This window comes from Sphingopyxis sp., from assembly GCF_965279755.1.
Classification (GTDB): Bacteria; Pseudomonadota; Alphaproteobacteria; order Sphingomonadales; family Sphingomonadaceae; genus Sphingopyxis.
The window spans coordinates 642,138-658,598 of record NZ_OZ257261.1 but is presented as its reverse complement, the minus strand read 5'-3'; the positions used below and the strand labels follow the sequence as shown (position 1 = coordinate 658,598).

Below are 16,461 nucleotides of genomic sequence, written 5' to 3'. Positions count from 1 at the left end.
TCCTTTCACAAGAGGAGGGGCTCGGGGGAAGGGCACGCGGCGGCGAACGGGGGGGCGCCACCGCGTGTCCGGTCAAATCTTGCCGGTTAAATCTTGAATGCGACGGTCACGCCATAGGTGCGCGGGGGGGCATAGGGGGTCAGGATCTGACGAAAGGCGCCGAAGTAAGTGACATAGGTCGGCGTCAGTTCGTTGGTCAGATTCTTGCCCCACAGCGAGATTTCCCACTGGTCGTCGGGGCCCGAGAGCGACAGGCGCGCGTCGAGATTCTCGTGGCTCGGCCAAAGCTGCTGCGGGATGTTCGAGGCCTCGAAAAAGGCATTGTCGACCCAGCTGTAGTCGACGCGCAGCTTGGCCGACAGATCTCCGAGCGGCGCTTCATACTGACCGCCGATGTTGAACTTGTTCTTCGGCGAGCGCGGTAGCTGGTTGCCCGTATAGGCCTGTCCAGGGATCGTATATTCGGTGAACTTCGCGTCGAGCCAGGCGTAGCTGCCGTCGAGCTGGAACCCCTCGAACGGGCGGATGACCGTCTCGACTTCGATCCCCTTGATCCGCGCCTTTGCCGCATTGCTGACGACGACGCAGCAGAGCGGAACGAGCTGCGAGATCTGGAGGTCTGAATAGTCGGTGCGGAATGCTGCGACGTTCAGGCGCAAGCGGCGATCGAACCAGTCGGTCTTCGCGCCGATCTCATAGCTCCACGCAAATTCGGGATCATAAGGCGTCGATGCGCCCGCCGCGGTGCCCGAAAGCCCCTGGAAGCCGCCGCTCTTGTAGCCGCGCGCCACTGCGCTATAGAGCAGGACATCGTCGGTCGCCTTCCAGTTGAGCGCGAAGCGCGGTGTGAAGGCCTTCCAGCTTTTCTTGCCGGTGACGTCATAGCCGGCAAGCGAGCCCAGCGGCGGCGGCAGGCCCGGACCGTCGTCGGCCTTGTAGCCGGCGAAGCGGCCACTCTTGCGCTCCCATGTCATGCGCGCGCCGGCCGTAGCGATCAGCGAGGGCAGAATTTCATAATCGAGCTGGCCAAAGACCGCGATGCTGCGTGCGTTGACCGACTGCGGATAGATGCCGGTTCCCGATCCGGCCGGCGCCGGGAAATCCTGAATCTGCCCCTCGACGCGGTCGTTGTTCTCCTTGAGGTAATAGACTCCGGTCTGGCCCTTCAGCTTGCCGTCGAACGCGTCGAAGCTCAGCCGCAGCTCCTGGCTGAACTGGCTGTTGTCTTCTTCGCCGAAGCTGGTCGATTCGATCTGGTTCGGCGGATTGATCGGGTTGCTGAAGAAGGGCGTGACGAAATTGAACTTCACCTTGCGAAGCGCGGTGAGCGAGGTGAGCGTCCCGAACGGCAGCTCCAGATTGACCTCGCCCGAATAGGTCTGGATCGTCCGTTTTACCTCGCCGTCGATATAGGCGTTCACGACGCGCGGGTCGGGGTTGATGCCGACGCAGTGGATGCCGCCCTGAAAGCTGGTGTCGCAATTATTGTGGCGCGGATTGCCCTTCTGGTCCTGATGCGACACGTCGGCGCGGAGGATGATGTCGAGCGTATCGGTGGGCACGAAGCGCAGCGCGACGCGGCCCGTCGTCAGGTTGAGGTCGTTGACGTCATGACCCGTCGTTTCGTTATATTCGAACCCGTCGCGTTGCTTGTGCGAAAGGCCGGCCGACAGATAGACCTTGTCGGTCAGCGCCATATTGCCGCGCGCGATCACGCCGACGCGGTCGTAATTGCCGTAAGTGCCCTCGAAGAAGAAGCTCGTCTCGTCGGTGGGCTTGCGGCTGACGAACTGGACGAGGCCGCCGATGGCGTTTTTCCCGAACAATGTGCCTTGCGGCCCGCGCAGCACTTCGACGCGCTCAAGGTCGAGTGCGTCGAGGTCGGGGGTGCCGCCGCGGCCGGCGTAGACGCCGTCGATGAAGACGACGACCGAGGGGTCGCCGCCGGCATTCTGGCTGATGCCGGGGGCGCTGCCGATGCCGCGCATCGCGAAGTTGGTGTTGACCGGGTCGACCGCGCTGACAGCAAGGCCCGGGGTGCGGAGCGCGATGTCCTGCACCGTTTCGATGCTGTTGTCGCGAAGCTGCTGTGCCCCGAAGGCAGTGACCGATACGGGGACGTCCTGAAGCCGCTGTTCCTGCCGCTGCGCGGTGACGATGATGTCGCCGCTGTCGCCTGCTGCATCATCCTGTGCCGCCGCCGCCGCAGGCATAGCGACGACCGTTACGCCCGCCAAAAACAGGGCACACTGCTTCCTTCCCAATTTCGCCATCTCAACTCTCCCAGCCCGTTTGTTATTTTGCGTCCCGATCACGCTTGACTCGGTCACAAATTTACTTAGTTTTCTAAGTAACTGTTTCTATATATCAGGCCGACTTGTGACGCAAGAGCGAGCGGCGTTCGGGAGAATGGGTGCGATGGCGACCGGAAACGCGATGCTGGGCGAGCGCGAAGAGCAAGCCCAAAGTGCGGGCAAAACGCCAGATTTTCCGCGCCCCGCCTATGGCTGGTACACCGTCGGCGTCCTGCTGCTCGCCTATACGCTGTCGTTCGTCGACCGGATGATCCTGAGCTTGCTCGTCGCGCCGATCCGCGCCGCGCTCGACATTTCGGATACGCAGGTCAGCCTGCTCATCGGGCTGGCCTTCGCGCTCTTCTATACCCTGCTCGGCCTGCCGATCGCATGGATTGCCGACCGCTGGAACCGGCGGAATCTGATCCTTGTCGGGGTCGCGCTGTGGAGCGTCATGACTGCAGGCTGCGGATTTGCCGGAAGCTATGCGTCCTTGTTCCTCGCGCGCATGGGGGTAGGGGTCGGCGAGGCGGCGCTGTCGCCCGCCGCCTACTCGATGCTCAGCGATACCTTTCCGCGCAATCGGCTGGCGCGCGCGATGGCGGTCTATTCGATCGGCGTGCCGCTGGGGTCGGGGGTTGCAATGATCCTCGGCTCGTTCGTTGTCCAGGCGGTGCTTGCGGCGCCGATGGTCGATCTGCCGCTGATCGGGCCGGTCGAGGCGTGGCGGACGATCTTCCTGTGGGTCGCGGCGCCGGGCATCCTCGTGTGCCTGATGCTGCTGACGCTCCGCGAACCGGTTCGGCAAGGCATCCGGCGGGCCGTCGCGCCGTCCGATGCGCCGGCGGCGCCCGGCTTCCTCGCGCATCTCAAAAGCCAGCGCGCGTCGCTTGGCGCGCTGTTCGGCGGCATGTCGCTGATCGGCCTCGTCATGTACGGCGTCATCGCGTGGGTGCCCACCTTCTTCGCGCGTACCTATGCAATGGAGGTGTCACAGGCCGGGCTGTGGTTCGGGCTGATCATGGCGATCGGCGGCGCCGCCGGCCTTGTCTTTGGCGGCACGCTCGCCGACCGCTGGTTCGGCCGCGGGGTGGCCGATGCGCACCTGCGCGTGATGCGCCTCTCGATCCTGCTCGGCGGCCCGCCGCTGCTTGCCGCCGTGCTGATGCCGGGGGCGCCGCTGGCGTTCACGATGCTCGCGCTCGCCTTTCCGATGCTAACGATGCACGGGGTCGGCACCGTGGCGCTGCAGTTCATCACCCCGAACAAATATCGCGCCCGCGTCACCGCGCTCTATTTCTTCGTCGTCAACCTGACCGGACTCGGCTTCGGGCCGATGTTGATGGCGCTGCTGACCGACCATCTTTTTGGCTATGATGGCGCGCTGCGCTACTCGATCGCGCTGGTGACCGGGATCGCGCTACCGCTGGCGGCGATCATTCTGACCTCGGGTTTCCGTGCCTTTGCCCGCGATCTGGCCAAAGCGAGCGCTCCGGCGGGCGCATGATGCGGGGCGCGAAGATCGCGCAAGAAATGTCAAATCTGATTGCAAGCGAGGCTAAAGCCAAAAGGGCATGGCCGCCCTAGTTAATCCCGGCATGAGGTTCGCAGAAGCCTCGATCTGGAGAGATGAAATGGCAAGAACGGCCTTCTCGCGCGCCCTTGTGGTCGCGCTCGCAATTACGACATCGACCACCGCCCTCGCGCAGGAAACCACCGCGCGGCCTGCCGACGAAGGCGCCGGCGACGGCGATATCGTCGTCACCGCCCAACGTCGCGAACAGTCGCTGCTCGACGTGCCGCTCGCGGTCACCGCGCTTGGCGGCGACGCGCTGGCCGAACGCGGGATCACCAATTCGGCACAGCTCGGCGAAGCGGTCCCCAATCTTCAGATCAACAGCCCCTATGGCGATACGCAGCCGAACTTCTCGCTGCGCGGCATCGGGGTCGCGAACGAATATAACAGCAACCAAGCCTCGCCGGTCGGCGTCTATCTGGACGACGTCTATCTGGCGCCGCGTACCAGCCATGGAATGGGTCTGTTCGACCTCGACCGGATCGAGGTGCTGCGCGGCCCGCAAGGGACGCTGTTCGGGCGCAACACCACCGGCGGCGCGATCAACTTCATCACCAAGAAGCCCGACCTGTCGGGCGGCGACGGCTATTTGCAGGTCGGCTACGCCAATTATAATACCTTCACCGCGCAGGGCGCCGCCGAAGTGACGCTCGCCGAGGATGTCGCGGGCCTGCGGATCGCCGGCAATTATGCGAATGGCGACGGCAAGATCAAAAACATCTTCCCCGGCGGCCGCGATGCCAATTCGGTGGATACGCTGCAGGGCCGCGCCTCGCTGCGCCTCAAGCCGACCGAGACGCTCGACATCGTGCTGCGCGCCTATGGCGGCCGCGATCGCGGCACACAGGCGGCGGTGCACGGGCTGCTGCCGTTCCGCACCGGCCTGAAATTCTTCGAGATCAACGAGAACAGCATCGGCGAGAATCGCACCGACGCGTGGGGCTTCTCCGCCAATGTCGGGCTCGAGCTCAGCGACCAGCTCAGCCTGACCTCGATCACATCCTATGACGGCGGCGGTCAGCATCTGCAGCAGGCGTCCGACGGCTCGCCGCTCGACGTGCTGAACATCACCTGGCGTTCGCGCTATCGCCAGTTCAGCCAGGAACTGCGGGGCAATTACGACGGGGAGGGCTTCAACCTCGTTGCCGGCCTCTTTTATGGCTATGACAGCAACGTCACCGACAACACGTTCAACCTGCCGCTGCCGCCAGACGGCGGTTTCTTCCAGCACTACCGGCAGGAACGACGCTCGAAGGCGGTGTTCGCGCAGGCCGATATCGACCTGACCGATCAGCTCGTCCTGACCCTCGGCGCGCGCTACACCAACGACAAGTCGCGTTACGAAGATGCGTTCGCCTATCTGTTCGTCGGTACGCTGGGCGGGCCGCAGACGCCGATCGCAACGACGGTGCCCTGTCCGGGCGTCGCCGGCACCTGCGCCTATGACCCCAATGCGCGCTTTGCGATCCGTGACACCAACAATGCGCTGACCGGCCGCGTCGCGCTCAGCTACACGCTCGACAGCGGCACCTTGCTCTATGCCAGCTACAACCGCGGCTATCGCGCCGGGGCGGTGAACGGCGGCGGCTACACGTCGTCGAGCGGCATCTATTATATCGAGCCCGAGCGGGTGAACGCCTATGAAGTCGGGATGAAGGGCAAGGCGTTCGATCGCCGGCTGACCTATGCGCTTTCTGGCTTTTACTACGATTATTCGAACCAGCAGCTTCAGGATACGCGCCCCGGCCCGGTCTCCTTCCTCGTCAACGCGCCGTCGTCGGAGGTCTACGGGATCGAACTGGAAACGACGCTGCGTGCAGCAGAGGGCTTCCGCATCGACGCCTCGCTCGGCTGGCTCCATTCCAAATATAAGGAGCTGTCGCTGCAGGGCACCGATCTGTCGGGCAATCGCCTGCCGTTCGCGCCGAAGCTGACCGCGCAGTTCGGCTTCCAGTGGGATGTCGTTCCGGTCGCCGACGGCGTGGTGACTTTCTCGCCGAACGTCGCCTATTCGAGCCAGCAATATTTCTCGCCGTTCAACGACCTCAACGCCGCCGGCACACCGCAGGACAATGCGGAACTGCAACAGGGCGCCAATGCGAAGGTGAACATGTCGCTCAGCTGGTCGAACGATCGCTTCACGCTGCGCGCCTTTGCCGACAATCTCTTCAACCGGAAGACCTATGGCTATGGTCTCGACCTGCGCGGTGCGGGCTTCCCGTACAACTTCCTCGTGCCCGCAACGCCGCGAACCTATGGCATCTCGGCACGCATGAATTTCTGATCCTCCACGATGCCCGCCCCGCAATCGATCGCGGGGCGGGTCCTTTTTTGGACAATTGAATGAGCGACGAGCAGCAAGTCCGGCACGGCGGGTGCTTGTGCGGGGCGATCCGTTACCGGGTCACCGGCGCGCCGCTGATCAGCGCGGTCTGCCACTGCCGTCATTGCCAGCGTCAGGGGGGCAGCGCCTTTTCGGTCGTCTGCGCGGTCACCGACGACAATTTCGACCATAGCGGCGAGATGCGGATCTTTGTCGATCGCGGCGACAGCGGCCTGCCCGTGCACCGTCATTTCTGCCCGACCTGCGGCTCGCCGATCGTCTCGATCGCCGAAGCGTTGCCCGGCGTGACGATCGTCAAGGCAGGGACGCTCGACGAACCCGATTCCATCCAGCTGACGCAGGAAGCCTATTGCCGTGACGCCTGGGCGGCGATCCCGCGCCTGCCGGGCACCGAATGTTTCGCGACGACCAATATAGGAGCCGATTGATGACGAACCCCTTTTGCCTCGCCGGAAAGCGCGCGCTGGTGACGGGGGCGGGGTCGGGCATCGGCCGTGCGACAGCGCTGCAGATGGCCGAGCTCGGTGCCGAATTGATCGTTACCGACATCGATGCCGATACGGCGGCGGAGACCGCCGCGACCATCGGCGGATCGGCGAGCGCGCACGCGCATGATGTGTCGAAGGCCGAGGACTGGGCGCGCGTATATCACGCGACCGGCGGCGCGCTCGACATTCTCGTCAACAATGCCGGCGTGATGATGTCGAAGCCGTTCCGCGAGGCGCCGATCGCAAACCTGCACCGCCAGCAGGCGATCAATGTCGACAGTCTCTATCTCGGCATGCAGGGCGCGCTGCCGCTGATGCGCGCTGCCGTTGCGGCAGGCGGCGAGACAGCGTCGATCGTCAACATATCGTCGGTCTATGGCATGGTCGGCGGCGCACAGTTCGCCGCCTATAGCGCGACGAAGGGCGCGGTGCGCGGACTGTCGCGCGCGGTGGCGTTCGAACTCGCCAAGGAAGGCATTCGCGTAAACACCGTACTGCCGGGGCCGGTCGGCACCAACCTCGGCGCCGATTGGGACGCCCCGACCGACGCCGACGGCAATCCGATTCCACCCGAAGCCGCGCTGGCCGCATGGTCCAGCCTGATCCCGATGGGACGGCTCGGCGAACCGCGCGATATCGCGCCGCTGGTCGCCTTCCTCGCAAGCGACGCGGCGCGCTTCATCACTGGCGCCGAATTCGTCGCCGACGGCGGCTACACCGCGGCCTGAACAACAAGGGAACGCTTATATGGCACAGTCTTTTCCGGACCTCAGCGATCCCGACCAATATCACGCCGGTCCGCCCTATGCCCTGTTCGAACAGATGCGGAGCGCCGGGCCCGTACAGTGGAACGAACAGGCGGACGACGTGGGCTTCTGGGCGGTGACGGGTTTCGACGCGATCGTCGACGTGTCCCGCCAGGCCGACCTTTTTTCCTCCGCCCATTCCAATGGCGGGCACCGCATCTTTAACGAGAATGAGGTGGGGCTGACCGGGGCAGGGGAATCGGCGATCGGCATCCCGTTCATTTCGCATGATCCGCCGACGCACACCCAATATCGCAAGTTCATCATGCCCGCGCTTTCGCCGGGCCGGCTCGAGGGGATCGAGGCGCGCATCGCCGAACGGGTGGAGCGGCTCTTCGCGGACGTTCCGCTGAACGAGACGGTCGATATCCTTCCGCTGCTCACCGTTCCGCTGCCGTTGCTGACGCTTGCCGAACTGCTCGGCGTGCCGGCCGAGACCTGGCACGATCTCCACCGCTGGACCGACGCCTTCGTCGGCGAGGATGATCCCGATTTCCGTCAGTCGCCCGAGGCCATGCAGGAAGTGCTCGGCGAATTCATGGGCTTTTCGGCGGCGCTGTTCGACGAACGTCGCGCGAACCCCGGCCCCGACATCGCCTCCCTGCTCGTCAACACCGAAATTCAGGGGAAGCCCGTCGCGCTCGGCGACTTCATCGGCAACCTGATCCTCGCGCTTGTCGGGGGCAATGAGACGACGCGCAATTCGATCAACCACAGCCTGATCGCCTTCGCGAACAATCCCGACCAGTGGGACAGGGTCCGCGCCGATCCCGCACTGCTGCCGAATGCGGTCAAGGAAATGGTGCGCTACGCGAGCCCGGTGATCCACATGCGCCGCACCGCGACGCGGGACACCGAACTGGGCGGGAAGGCTATCCGCAAGGGGGACAAGGTCGTTGTTTTCTATCCTGCGGGCAATCGCGACCCCGCGATATTCACCGACCCCGATGCCTTCGATATCGCCCGCCCGATCCGCCAGCATCTCGCCTTCGGAGCAGGAACGCACGTGTGCGTCGGTTCGCGCCTTGCCGAGATGCAATTGCGACTCGCCTTTACCGAAATGGCGCGCCATGTTCGGCGGATAGAAATCATGGGAGAGCCGAGCCGCGTGCGGTCGAACTTCATCAACGGCTTCAAGCGGCTCGATGTCAGGCTGATTGCGTGAAAACCGAAGACATCTGGGACAATAAGCGGATCATTTGCGACGTCCTTGGCCGTGCGCCGGATGTCGAGATGGGGTCGTTCGGCGACGGCTGGTCGCTGTGCCGCTGGCGCCAGTTCGTCGGCAGCTACACGCTGCCCGCGCTGCCGCAGCCGATCTTCACCGTCCATATTGCAGGCAAGCCGCAGGTGAAGACCTGGGACAAGGACGGCTGGACCGAGAGCAGCTCGATTCCCGGCTGCGCGACGATCGTTCCCGCGGGAATGCCAACCGGCTGGCTCGTCGATGGCGAACTCGACGTCGTGACCTTGTCGATGTCGTCGGACGTGCTCGCGGGTCAGCCGCACGCCGAACAGTTCGACAAGCTGCGCTTCGCCTTTGCCGATCCGCTCGGCGTCGCGCTGACGCGGCAGATCCTTGCCGAACTCTACGCGCCGCAGGCCGAAGAGCGCACGGCCTATGTGGCGGCTATGGTCAATGCACTGAAGGCGCATATCCTCTCGGGCCCGCCAGCGCATGGCAATCCGGTCGAGATTCCGGTGTCCGATTTCTCGGCCTACCGGCTCCACAAGATCATGAATGCGGTGCTCGCCAATCCGCAGCAGGAACATAGTCTGGAAGCGATGGCGGGGGTCGCGGGGGTCACGCCGTCGCATTTCTGCCGCCTGTTCAAGAAGGCGACGGGCATCTCGCCGCATCAATATGTGATGAAGGCGCGGCTCGATCGCGCGCAGCAGATGCTCGTGCAGACCGACCTCAGCCTTGCCGCCCTGTCCGAGGCGACAGGTTTCACCAGCCAGAGCCATTTCAGCCGCGCCTTTCGCGCCTGGTTCGGCATGGCGCCGAGCGATTACCGCCAGCAGGAACGCCGCGGGCTTCATTGAACGGAGAAGGATATGACACAGGCGCAGGCAGCCGTGGTGCGCCAGCCCGGCGGCGATTTTACGGTCGAGACGATCGAAGTCGAGGCGCCGCGCGCGGGCGAAGTGCGCGTGCGGATTGCCGGCGTCGGCCTCTGCCACACCGACCTGATCTTCCGCGACCAGTTCGCGCCTTTCGCGCTGCCTGGCGTGCTGGGTCATGAAGGTGCCGGCGTTATCGAGGCGATCGGCGAGGGCGTCGAAGGCCTTGCTATCGGTGACGAGGTCGTTGTCGGCTTTTCGAGCTGCGGCTCCTGCCCGCGCTGTGACGAGCATTTGCCGAGCTATTGTCAGAATTTCGTGCCGCTGAACTATGCCGGAATGCGGCTTGACGATGGGTCGACCGCTTATACCAGCGACGGCGAGCGCGTGACCTCGCATTTCTTCGGTCAGTCGTCCTTTTCGGCGCTCACCGTCACGCGTGCGCGCAATGTGGTCAAGGTCGACACGTCGAAGGTCGCGCTGGAACTGCTCGGGCCCTTGGGCTGCGGGTTTCAGACCGGTGCGGGCGGCGTGATGAACTCGCTCGCCTGTCCCGCAGGATCATCCATCGCGGTGTTCGGCGGCGGTCCGGTCGGGCTGGCGGCGGTGATGGGCGCGGTGATCCAGGGCTGTGCGACGATCATCCTCGTCGAGCCCGTGGCCGCGCGGCGCGCGATCGGACTCGAACTTGGCGCGACGCATGTCATCGATCCCGCCGAGGCGGGTGAGCTGACCGAGGCGCTGCGCGCGATCGTTCCCGCGGGGCTGGACTTCGCATTCGACACCAGCGGCGTCGTCCCGGTGATCGAGGCGGGGCTTGCCGCGCTCGGCAGCCATGGCGCGATCGGCCTCGTCGGCGTGCCGTCGAAGGCAGAGGCGTCGATCAACGTCAATATCGCAGCCCTGATGACCCCCGGCCACCGGATCATCGGGATCATCGAAGGCGACAGTGACCCGCAGAGCTTCATCCCCGAACTGATCGCGCATCATGCCGCCGGACGTTTTCCGTTCGACCGGCTCATCAAGACCTTCCCGCTCGACCAGATCAACGAGGCGCTTGGCGCGCAAGCGCGGGGTGAATGTATCAAGGTCGTGCTGATACCCTGACAAACGAACAAGGCTGGAGAGAGACGATGGATTTCGACCGTGACTATGCGATGCTGATCGGCGGCAAGCTCGATGGCGGTAGCGCCCGATTTGACGTGCAGAATCCCGCAACCGAACAGGTCATCGGCAGCGTGCCCGATGCGACGCAGGCCGACCTCGACCGGGCAATCGACGCGGCGCGCGCCGCCTTTCCCGGCTGGGCGGCGACCCCGATCGCCGAGCGCAAGGCGGCGCTCAACGCGATGGGGCAGGCGGTGCTCGCCAATGTCGACGCGTTCAAACGCCTGCTGACCGCCGAACAGGGCAAGCCGCACAGCGAGGCGGAGGGCGAGATCATGGGCGCCGGCTACTGGCTGATGGGCGCGGCGTCGCTCGATCTGCCGGTCACGGTCAACGAGGACAGCGACGAACGCTATAGCGAGACGCGCCATGTTCCCCTCGGCGTCGTCGGTGCGATCGCGCCTTGGAATTTCCCGATGATCCTCGCGATGTTCAAGGTCGGACCGGCGCTGCTCGCGGGCAATACGATGGTGCTGAAGCCGTCGCCCTTCACCCCGCTCGCGACGCTGAAATTCGGCGAGCTGGTCAAGGATCTGCTGCCGCCGGGCGTGCTCAACATCGTCACCGGCGGCGACGCGCTGGGGCCGTGGATGACGAGCCACACGGGGTTCGACAAGATCAGCTTCACCGGATCGACCGCGACCGGCCGCCGCGTCATGGAATCGGCGGCGCCGACGCTGAAGCGCGTGACGCTGGAACTCGGCGGCAATGACGCCGCGATCGTCATGCCCGACGTCGACGTCGAAAAGGTCGCCGAGGAACTGTTCTGGGCGGCGTTCCGCAACAATGGCCAGATCTGTATCGCGACCAAGCGCATGTACGTCCACAAGGACATCTACGAGCCGCTGCGCGACGCGCTTGTCGCTTATGCAAAGACGGTGAAGGTCGGCGACGGGTCCGAACAGGGGACGCAGATCGGCCCGATCAACAATGAAGCGCAATACCGCCGCGTCCTCGAGCTGATCCAGGATGCCAAGGACAAGGGCTATAACTTCCTCGTCGGCGGCGAGACGGCCGACGTGCCGGGCTATTTCATCCCGGTCACCATCCTCGACAATCCGCCCGAGGATAGCCGGATCGTTCAGGAGGAGCAGTTCGGCCCGGTGCTGCCGCTGATCAAGTTCGACGACCTCGACGATGTCGTCGCGCGCGCCAATGCGACCGACTATGGCCTCGGCGGATCTGTCTGGGGTCAGGACGAGGACAAGGCGTTCGAGATCGCGCAGCGCATCGCGAGTGGCACCGTCTGGGTCAACGAAACCCAGCATCTGTCGCCGACCGCGGCGTTCGGCGGGATGAAGCAGTCGGGCGTCGGCGTCGAAGGCGGGCTGGACGGCCTGCTCGAATATACCAACGCCCAGACGATCGTACGGCGCAAGAAGGCCGCGCAGCCCGCCTGAGCGTCAGACGGCCGCGAAGGAGTCGCGCTGCTGCGCGATTTCGACGCGGTCGCGCCCCATCGCCTTCGCGCGGAGCAGCGCGGCATCGGCGGTGCGCACCAGCCGGTCGGGCGGGCAGTGGAGCGGCGTGATCGCGACCCCGATCGAAACCGTGACGGGGCCAAGGTTGCCCGCCTCGCTGCCGAGTTGCAGGTCGGCGATACGCTGCCTGATCTCTTCGGCGCGGACGCTTGCCTGATCGGCGGAGAAGCCCGGCAGCAGGACCATGAATTCCTCTCCGCCATAGCGGAAGGCGAGCCCGGCCTCGCGCGTCGAGGTCGCCAGCACGCGCCCGACCTCGCGCAGGATCGTGTCGCCGGCATCATGGCCGTGGACGTCGTTGAAGCGCTTGAAATGATCGACATCGACCATCAGACAGCCAAGGTCGCGGCCAAGCCGTTCGGCCTGCGCGAGCTGGACTTCCAATAACTGGTCGAGCTGGCGGCGATTGGGCAGGCCGGTGAGCGGATCGGCAAGCGCCATTTCGCGCAGCGTTTCGCGGAGCTGCAGGTTCGCGACCGCCAGCCCGATATTCTCGGCCAGGATGTCGAGGTAGATTTCGGGACCGGTCAGGCTGTCGCCCTGTGCATCCTTCGGCTCCAGATAGAGCAGGCCCAGCGTCTCGCGCTGCGCGATCAGCGGCAGGCACAAGGTGTCGAGCGGCGCGCCTTCGGGGCGTTCGACATGATCGCAGGGGACGTCGATGCTGGCGCCGGCGGGCCGGTGCGGGACGCCGCGGCGCAGTGCCCAGCAGGACAGCGCCGAAAATTCGGGGCGCGAATGAACCGGCTCCAGCCAGTGGCACGCCTCGACCACCATGTTGCGGCGGCGCTCGAGCAGATAGAGGCGGCCGGCGAGCCCCGGCGCAATCTCTGGCATGAAGCGGCCGACGACCTCTTTCAGATCGTCCATGGAATCGCAGCCCTGCAGCCGCTGCGTCATCCGCGACAGAAGGTCGCGCATCGACCGGTCGGCATCGCGCTCGGCCTCCAGCCGCAGGCGTTCGAGGCCGTTCTCGCGAAAGATCCGGATGGCCTGCGCCATGTCGCCGATCTCGTCGATCTGGCCGATCTCGGGCGGCTCGGCGTCGAAATCCTGCTTGGCGAGACGGTTGACGACGTCGCTCAGCTTCACGACGGGATGCAGTACGCGCTGCTTGAAGACAAAATAGAGGACGCAGAGCACGAGCAGCGCGGTCAGCGCGAGCACGACTTCCGAAATGCGCTTCCATAGCTGCGACAGGTCGGCGGCGTTTGCGACCTGACGTTCGATGCGGGTGTCGAGCCGGTCGCGAAAGCGCTTGAGGTCCATTTCGGCGCGGTCGAGCTGGCGTTCATATTCGGGACCGAACAGCAGCTGGCGTGCGCGAACATCATCGCCCTTTTCGTGGGCCGTCAGCGCCGCGCGCTGTTCGTCGTGGAGCAGGTCGGCCAGTTTGATGGCTTCGGCCAGCGCGGCAAGTTCGCCTTCGGACGCGCCCGCGTCGCCGATATGCGCGATGCGCCCTTCGACCGACTTGAGCGCCGCTGCTTCGGCGCGATATCCGACCAGATAGGTCGCGTCACCGGTGTTCAGATACTGGCGCGCCCGGTCGCTCATCGCGAAGATGTCGTCGCCCAGCATCGTTGTCGCCTGATCGAGGCGATAGCGTTGTTCGACGGCTTCGCGTTCGCGCTGCTGTGCGTTCGAGGCGAGCAGCATCGTCGTCGACGAAGCGATCGTCAGCACGACCGTCGCGCCATAGGCCCAGTTGGTGATCGTCGCGAGACGCATGACGTCCGCTTAGTAGGATCACAATCTTATGGAAGTGGTAAATGCGCCGGATTGGCAGGTTGCGGCTCAGACCGCGGCGGTTGCCGCCATGACCTGTCGCCCGTCGCTCGCAAAAGCGCCGATTTCGACAGCGTCGCCGGCCCCTCGCAGCGCGAGGTGCAGGGCCTCGCCGCAGATTGCGGGCGAGGTGCCGCGGAAATCGAACCGTTTGAGGGCGTTGTCGCCGAAATGCCGCGCCGCGAGATCGAGGAGCAGGGTCGCGGTGAGCGGGCCGTGGACGACAAGGCCGCGATAGCCCTCGACCTCCGTCGTATAGGGCAGGTCGTAATGGATACGATGGCTGTTGAAGGTCAGCGCCGAGTAGCGGAACAGCAACGCCTCCGAAGGCACAAGTGCCCGGTGCGCGTCCCAGTCCGATGGATCGAAGCTGTCGTGGGTGGGCGGCGGCGGGGCTGGCGGCGCGCCGGCGGGCGCCGCTTCGCGAAACACGATCGACTGGATTTCGCGGACGCTCATCACCTCGGCGCAGCGGGTTTCGTGCACGACATCGACAAAGACGAGCTTGCCTGTGCCGCCCGACTTTTCGGTGATCGAAGCGATACGCGACGTGCGCGTGACGATCTCGCCCGGCAGGAGGGGCCATCCGAACTCAATCTTGCTGGCAGCCCACATCCGGCGCGGCAAAGGGATGGGCGGAAAGAAGCTGGAGACGCGGTCGTCGCGCACGGGATGACCATCGACTCCGAGCGATACGGTCGGCGCATCGGGCAAGCAGACGCACCAGTGAAAGCCTTGCGGGGTCGATCCGTCGTCGGGATCGTCTCGATCGAAGGTCGCGAGCCAAGGCGCGACGGTTGCTGCCACGATCAGTTCTTCACGCTTTTGTTCGCGGCCGATCCAGGCGTCCCAGTTGCTCATCAATTGCGTCCTCCGGTCAGCCCGCGCGCGATCACTTGGGCCTGAATCTCCGCTGCGCCCTCGAAGATGTTGAGGATGCGCGCGTCGCAGAGGATGCGGCTGATTTCATATTCGAGCGCATAGCCGTTGCCGCCGTGGATCTGCAGCGCCGCATCGGCGTTCGACCAGGCCGCGCGTGCGCCGAGCAGCTTCGCCATGCCCGCCTCGATATCGCAGCGCTTGCCCGAATCCTTGGCGCGCGCTGCGGCGTAGCTCAGCTCGCGCGCCATGATGAAATCGACGAGGCTCATCGCGAGCTTGTCCGACACGCGCGGGAAGGCAATGATCGCCCTGCCGAACTGCTTGCGGGTGAGGGCGTAGTCGAGCCCGAGTTCGAGCGCGCGGCGCGCAACACCCACGGCACGCGCGGCAGTCTGGATACGCGCGCCCTCGAAGGTGCGCATCAGCTGCTTGAAGCCCTGGCCTTCCTCGCCGCCGAGCAGCGCATCGGCGGGTGCCGTCATGCCGTCGAACTGCAGCGCATATTCGCGCATGCCGCGATAGCCGAGCACCTCGATCTCGCTGCCTGTCATGCCCGCCGCCGGGAAGGGATCGCCCTCGGTCCCGCGCGGCTTGGGAACGAGCAGCATCGACAGGCCGGCATAGCCCTTCGCGTCGGGCACGGTGCGCGTGAGCAGGGTCATGAGGTCCGAACGCGCGGCGTGGGTGATCCAGTTCTTGGCGCCGTCGATGATCCAGCTATCGCCCTCGCGCCGTGCCCTGGTTTGCAGCGAGCCGAGGTCGGAGCCGACATCGGGTTCGGTGAAGACCGCGGTGGGCAGGATTTCGCCGCTGGCGATTTTCGGCAGCCATTGGGCCTTCTGCGCGTCGGTGCCGCCGAGGACGATCAGCTCGCCCGCGATTTCGGATCGCGTGCCGAGCGAGCCGGTGCCGATCCAGCCGCGCGACAGCTCTTCGGTGACGATGCACATCACCAGCTTGCCGAGACCGAGGCCGCCAAATTCCTCGGGAATACAGACGCCAAAGGTACCGAGCTCAGCCATCGCCTGAACCGTCGCGTCGGGGATCAGATCGTTGGCGAGGTGCCAGCCGTGGGCGTGGGGGATGATCGCCGCGTCGGTGAAGCGGCGATACTGCTCGCGGATCGCGTCGAGGTCGGCGTCGTGGAGGGTGTCGCTGGGCCAGTGATTTTCGGCGAGCGCGGCTGCGACTGCGGCGCGGGTTGCGGCATGATCGGCGTCGAGCAGGCCGGCACAGGCGTCGGCAAGCGTCCGCGCCGCCGCGCCGATGCCGAGATCGGCGGGGCGGAAAATCTCGTTCTGCCCCATCGGCAGGCCGCCGGTGAGCTGACCGATGCTTTCGGCGAAGGCGAGCGTAGCGATCTGCGCGTCGAGCGGGTTTGCGCCCTTGCCCGCATCGAGCCAGTCGAGCGTCGCTTCGAGCGCCGCAACTGTCGTTGCGACCCACGCAAAGCCGTGCTCCGCGCGCTGCTCGCTGTCGATCGGGCTGGCCGCCAGCCGTTCGGCGAGCGCGGCTTGCGCCGCACCGCGATAAGCCTGCGCGGCCGTAAGGAACGGGCGCAGATCGCTCAT

At 65.3% G+C, this 16,461-nt stretch carries 12 protein-coding genes; 8 read left to right on the top strand and 4 right to left on the bottom strand.

Annotated features, from left to right (window positions below; all coding sequences use genetic code 11):
- Window positions 1–86: 86 nt before the first annotated feature.
- On the bottom strand, window positions 87–2,273 hold the full coding sequence (locus ACQY80_RS03095) for a TonB-dependent receptor (RefSeq protein WP_428683547.1): 2,187 nt from the start codon (window positions 2,271–2,273) through the stop codon (window positions 87–89).
- A 145-nt stretch (window positions 2,274–2,418) separates the two neighbouring features.
- Between ACQY80_RS03095 and ACQY80_RS03090 the strand changes: the two genes are divergently transcribed.
- From ACQY80_RS03090 to ACQY80_RS03055, 8 genes are all read left to right on the top strand, one after another.
- The gene (locus ACQY80_RS03090) at window positions 2,419–3,801 is read left to right on the top strand and encodes a spinster family MFS transporter (RefSeq protein WP_428683545.1); all 1,383 of its coding nucleotides are present in this window, start codon (window positions 2,419–2,421) and stop codon (window positions 3,799–3,801) included.
- 127 nt (window positions 3,802–3,928) lie between these two features.
- Window positions 3,929–6,154, top strand: coding sequence for a TonB-dependent receptor (locus ACQY80_RS03085; protein ID WP_428683543.1), 2,226 nt, complete (start codon window positions 3,929–3,931; stop codon window positions 6,152–6,154).
- A 59-nt stretch (window positions 6,155–6,213) separates the two neighbouring features.
- The gene (locus tag ACQY80_RS03080; RefSeq protein ID WP_428683541.1) at window positions 6,214–6,642 is read left to right on the top strand and encodes a GFA family protein; all 429 of its coding nucleotides are present in this window, start codon (window positions 6,214–6,216) and stop codon (window positions 6,640–6,642) included.
- Window positions 6,642–7,430, top strand: coding sequence for an SDR family NAD(P)-dependent oxidoreductase (locus ACQY80_RS03075; protein WP_428683539.1), 789 nt, complete (start codon window positions 6,642–6,644; stop codon window positions 7,428–7,430). Before ACQY80_RS03080 ends, ACQY80_RS03075 begins: the two co-directional genes overlap by 1 nt.
- Window positions 7,431–7,449: 19 nt before the next feature.
- Window positions 7,450–8,673: a cytochrome P450 gene (locus ACQY80_RS03070; protein WP_428683537.1), complete on the top strand. Its 1,224-nt coding sequence runs from the start codon at window positions 7,450–7,452 to the stop codon at window positions 8,671–8,673.
- Window positions 8,670–9,554 carry a helix-turn-helix domain-containing protein gene (locus ACQY80_RS03065; RefSeq protein WP_428683535.1) on the top strand — a complete coding sequence of 295 codons (885 nt, stop codon included), beginning with the start codon at window positions 8,670–8,672 and terminating at the stop codon, window positions 9,552–9,554. Before ACQY80_RS03070 ends, ACQY80_RS03065 begins: the two co-directional genes overlap by 4 nt.
- Window positions 9,555–9,566: 12 nt before the next feature.
- Window positions 9,567–10,679: an NAD(P)-dependent alcohol dehydrogenase gene (locus tag ACQY80_RS03060; protein ID WP_428683533.1), complete on the top strand. Its 1,113-nt coding sequence runs from the start codon at window positions 9,567–9,569 to the stop codon at window positions 10,677–10,679.
- Between the two features lie 26 nt (window positions 10,680–10,705).
- Window positions 10,706–12,139 (top strand): aldehyde dehydrogenase family protein, encoded by a 1,434-nt coding sequence (locus ACQY80_RS03055; RefSeq protein ID WP_428683531.1) that lies wholly within the window; start codon window positions 10,706–10,708, stop codon window positions 12,137–12,139.
- A gap of 3 nt (window positions 12,140–12,142) precedes the next feature.
- On the opposite strand, the gene ACQY80_RS03050 is transcribed toward ACQY80_RS03055, so the two are convergent.
- The 3 genes from ACQY80_RS03050 to ACQY80_RS03040 form a co-directional block, all read right to left on the bottom strand.
- Entirely contained in the window at window positions 12,143–13,951 is a 1,809-nt protein-coding gene (locus tag ACQY80_RS03050; protein ID WP_428683529.1) for a diguanylate cyclase, read from the bottom strand.
- Between the two features lie 66 nt (window positions 13,952–14,017).
- Window positions 14,018–14,869 carry an FAS1-like dehydratase domain-containing protein gene (locus ACQY80_RS03045; protein ID WP_428683527.1) on the bottom strand — a complete coding sequence of 284 codons (852 nt, stop codon included), beginning with the start codon at window positions 14,867–14,869 and terminating at the stop codon, window positions 14,018–14,020.
- Window positions 14,869–16,461, bottom strand: coding sequence for an acyl-CoA dehydrogenase family protein (locus ACQY80_RS03040; protein ID WP_428683525.1), 1,593 nt, complete (start codon window positions 16,459–16,461; stop codon window positions 14,869–14,871). The genes ACQY80_RS03045 and ACQY80_RS03040 overlap by 1 nt, the downstream gene beginning before the upstream one ends.

Bases quoted from the DNA above. Each gene is read 5' to 3' on its own strand.
- ACQY80_RS03095 (WP_428683547.1), bottom strand. From the start codon at position 2,273: ATGGCGAAATTGGGAAGGAAGCAGTGTGCCCTGTTTTTGGCGGGCGTA.
- ACQY80_RS03090 (WP_428683545.1), top strand. From the start codon at position 2,419: ATGGCGACCGGAAACGCGATGCTGGGCGAGCGCGAAGAGCAAGCCCAA.
- ACQY80_RS03085 (WP_428683543.1), top strand. From the start codon at position 3,929: ATGGCAAGAACGGCCTTCTCGCGCGCCCTTGTGGTCGCGCTCGCAATT.
- ACQY80_RS03080 (WP_428683541.1), top strand. From the start codon at position 6,214: ATGAGCGACGAGCAGCAAGTCCGGCACGGCGGGTGCTTGTGCGGGGCG.
- ACQY80_RS03075 (WP_428683539.1), top strand. From the start codon at position 6,642: ATGACGAACCCCTTTTGCCTCGCCGGAAAGCGCGCGCTGGTGACGGGG.
- ACQY80_RS03070 (WP_428683537.1), top strand. From the start codon at position 7,450: ATGGCACAGTCTTTTCCGGACCTCAGCGATCCCGACCAATATCACGCC.
- ACQY80_RS03060 (WP_428683533.1), top strand. From the start codon at position 9,567: ATGACACAGGCGCAGGCAGCCGTGGTGCGCCAGCCCGGCGGCGATTTT.
- ACQY80_RS03055 (WP_428683531.1), top strand. From the start codon at position 10,706: ATGGATTTCGACCGTGACTATGCGATGCTGATCGGCGGCAAGCTCGAT.
- ACQY80_RS03050 (WP_428683529.1), bottom strand. From the start codon at position 13,951: ATGCGTCTCGCGACGATCACCAACTGGGCCTATGGCGCGACGGTCGTG.
- ACQY80_RS03045 (WP_428683527.1), bottom strand. From the start codon at position 14,869: ATGAGCAACTGGGACGCCTGGATCGGCCGCGAACAAAAGCGTGAAGAA.
- ACQY80_RS03040 (WP_428683525.1), bottom strand. From the start codon at position 16,461: ATGAGCGATCTGCGCCCGTTCCTTACGGCCGCGCAGGCTTATCGCGGT.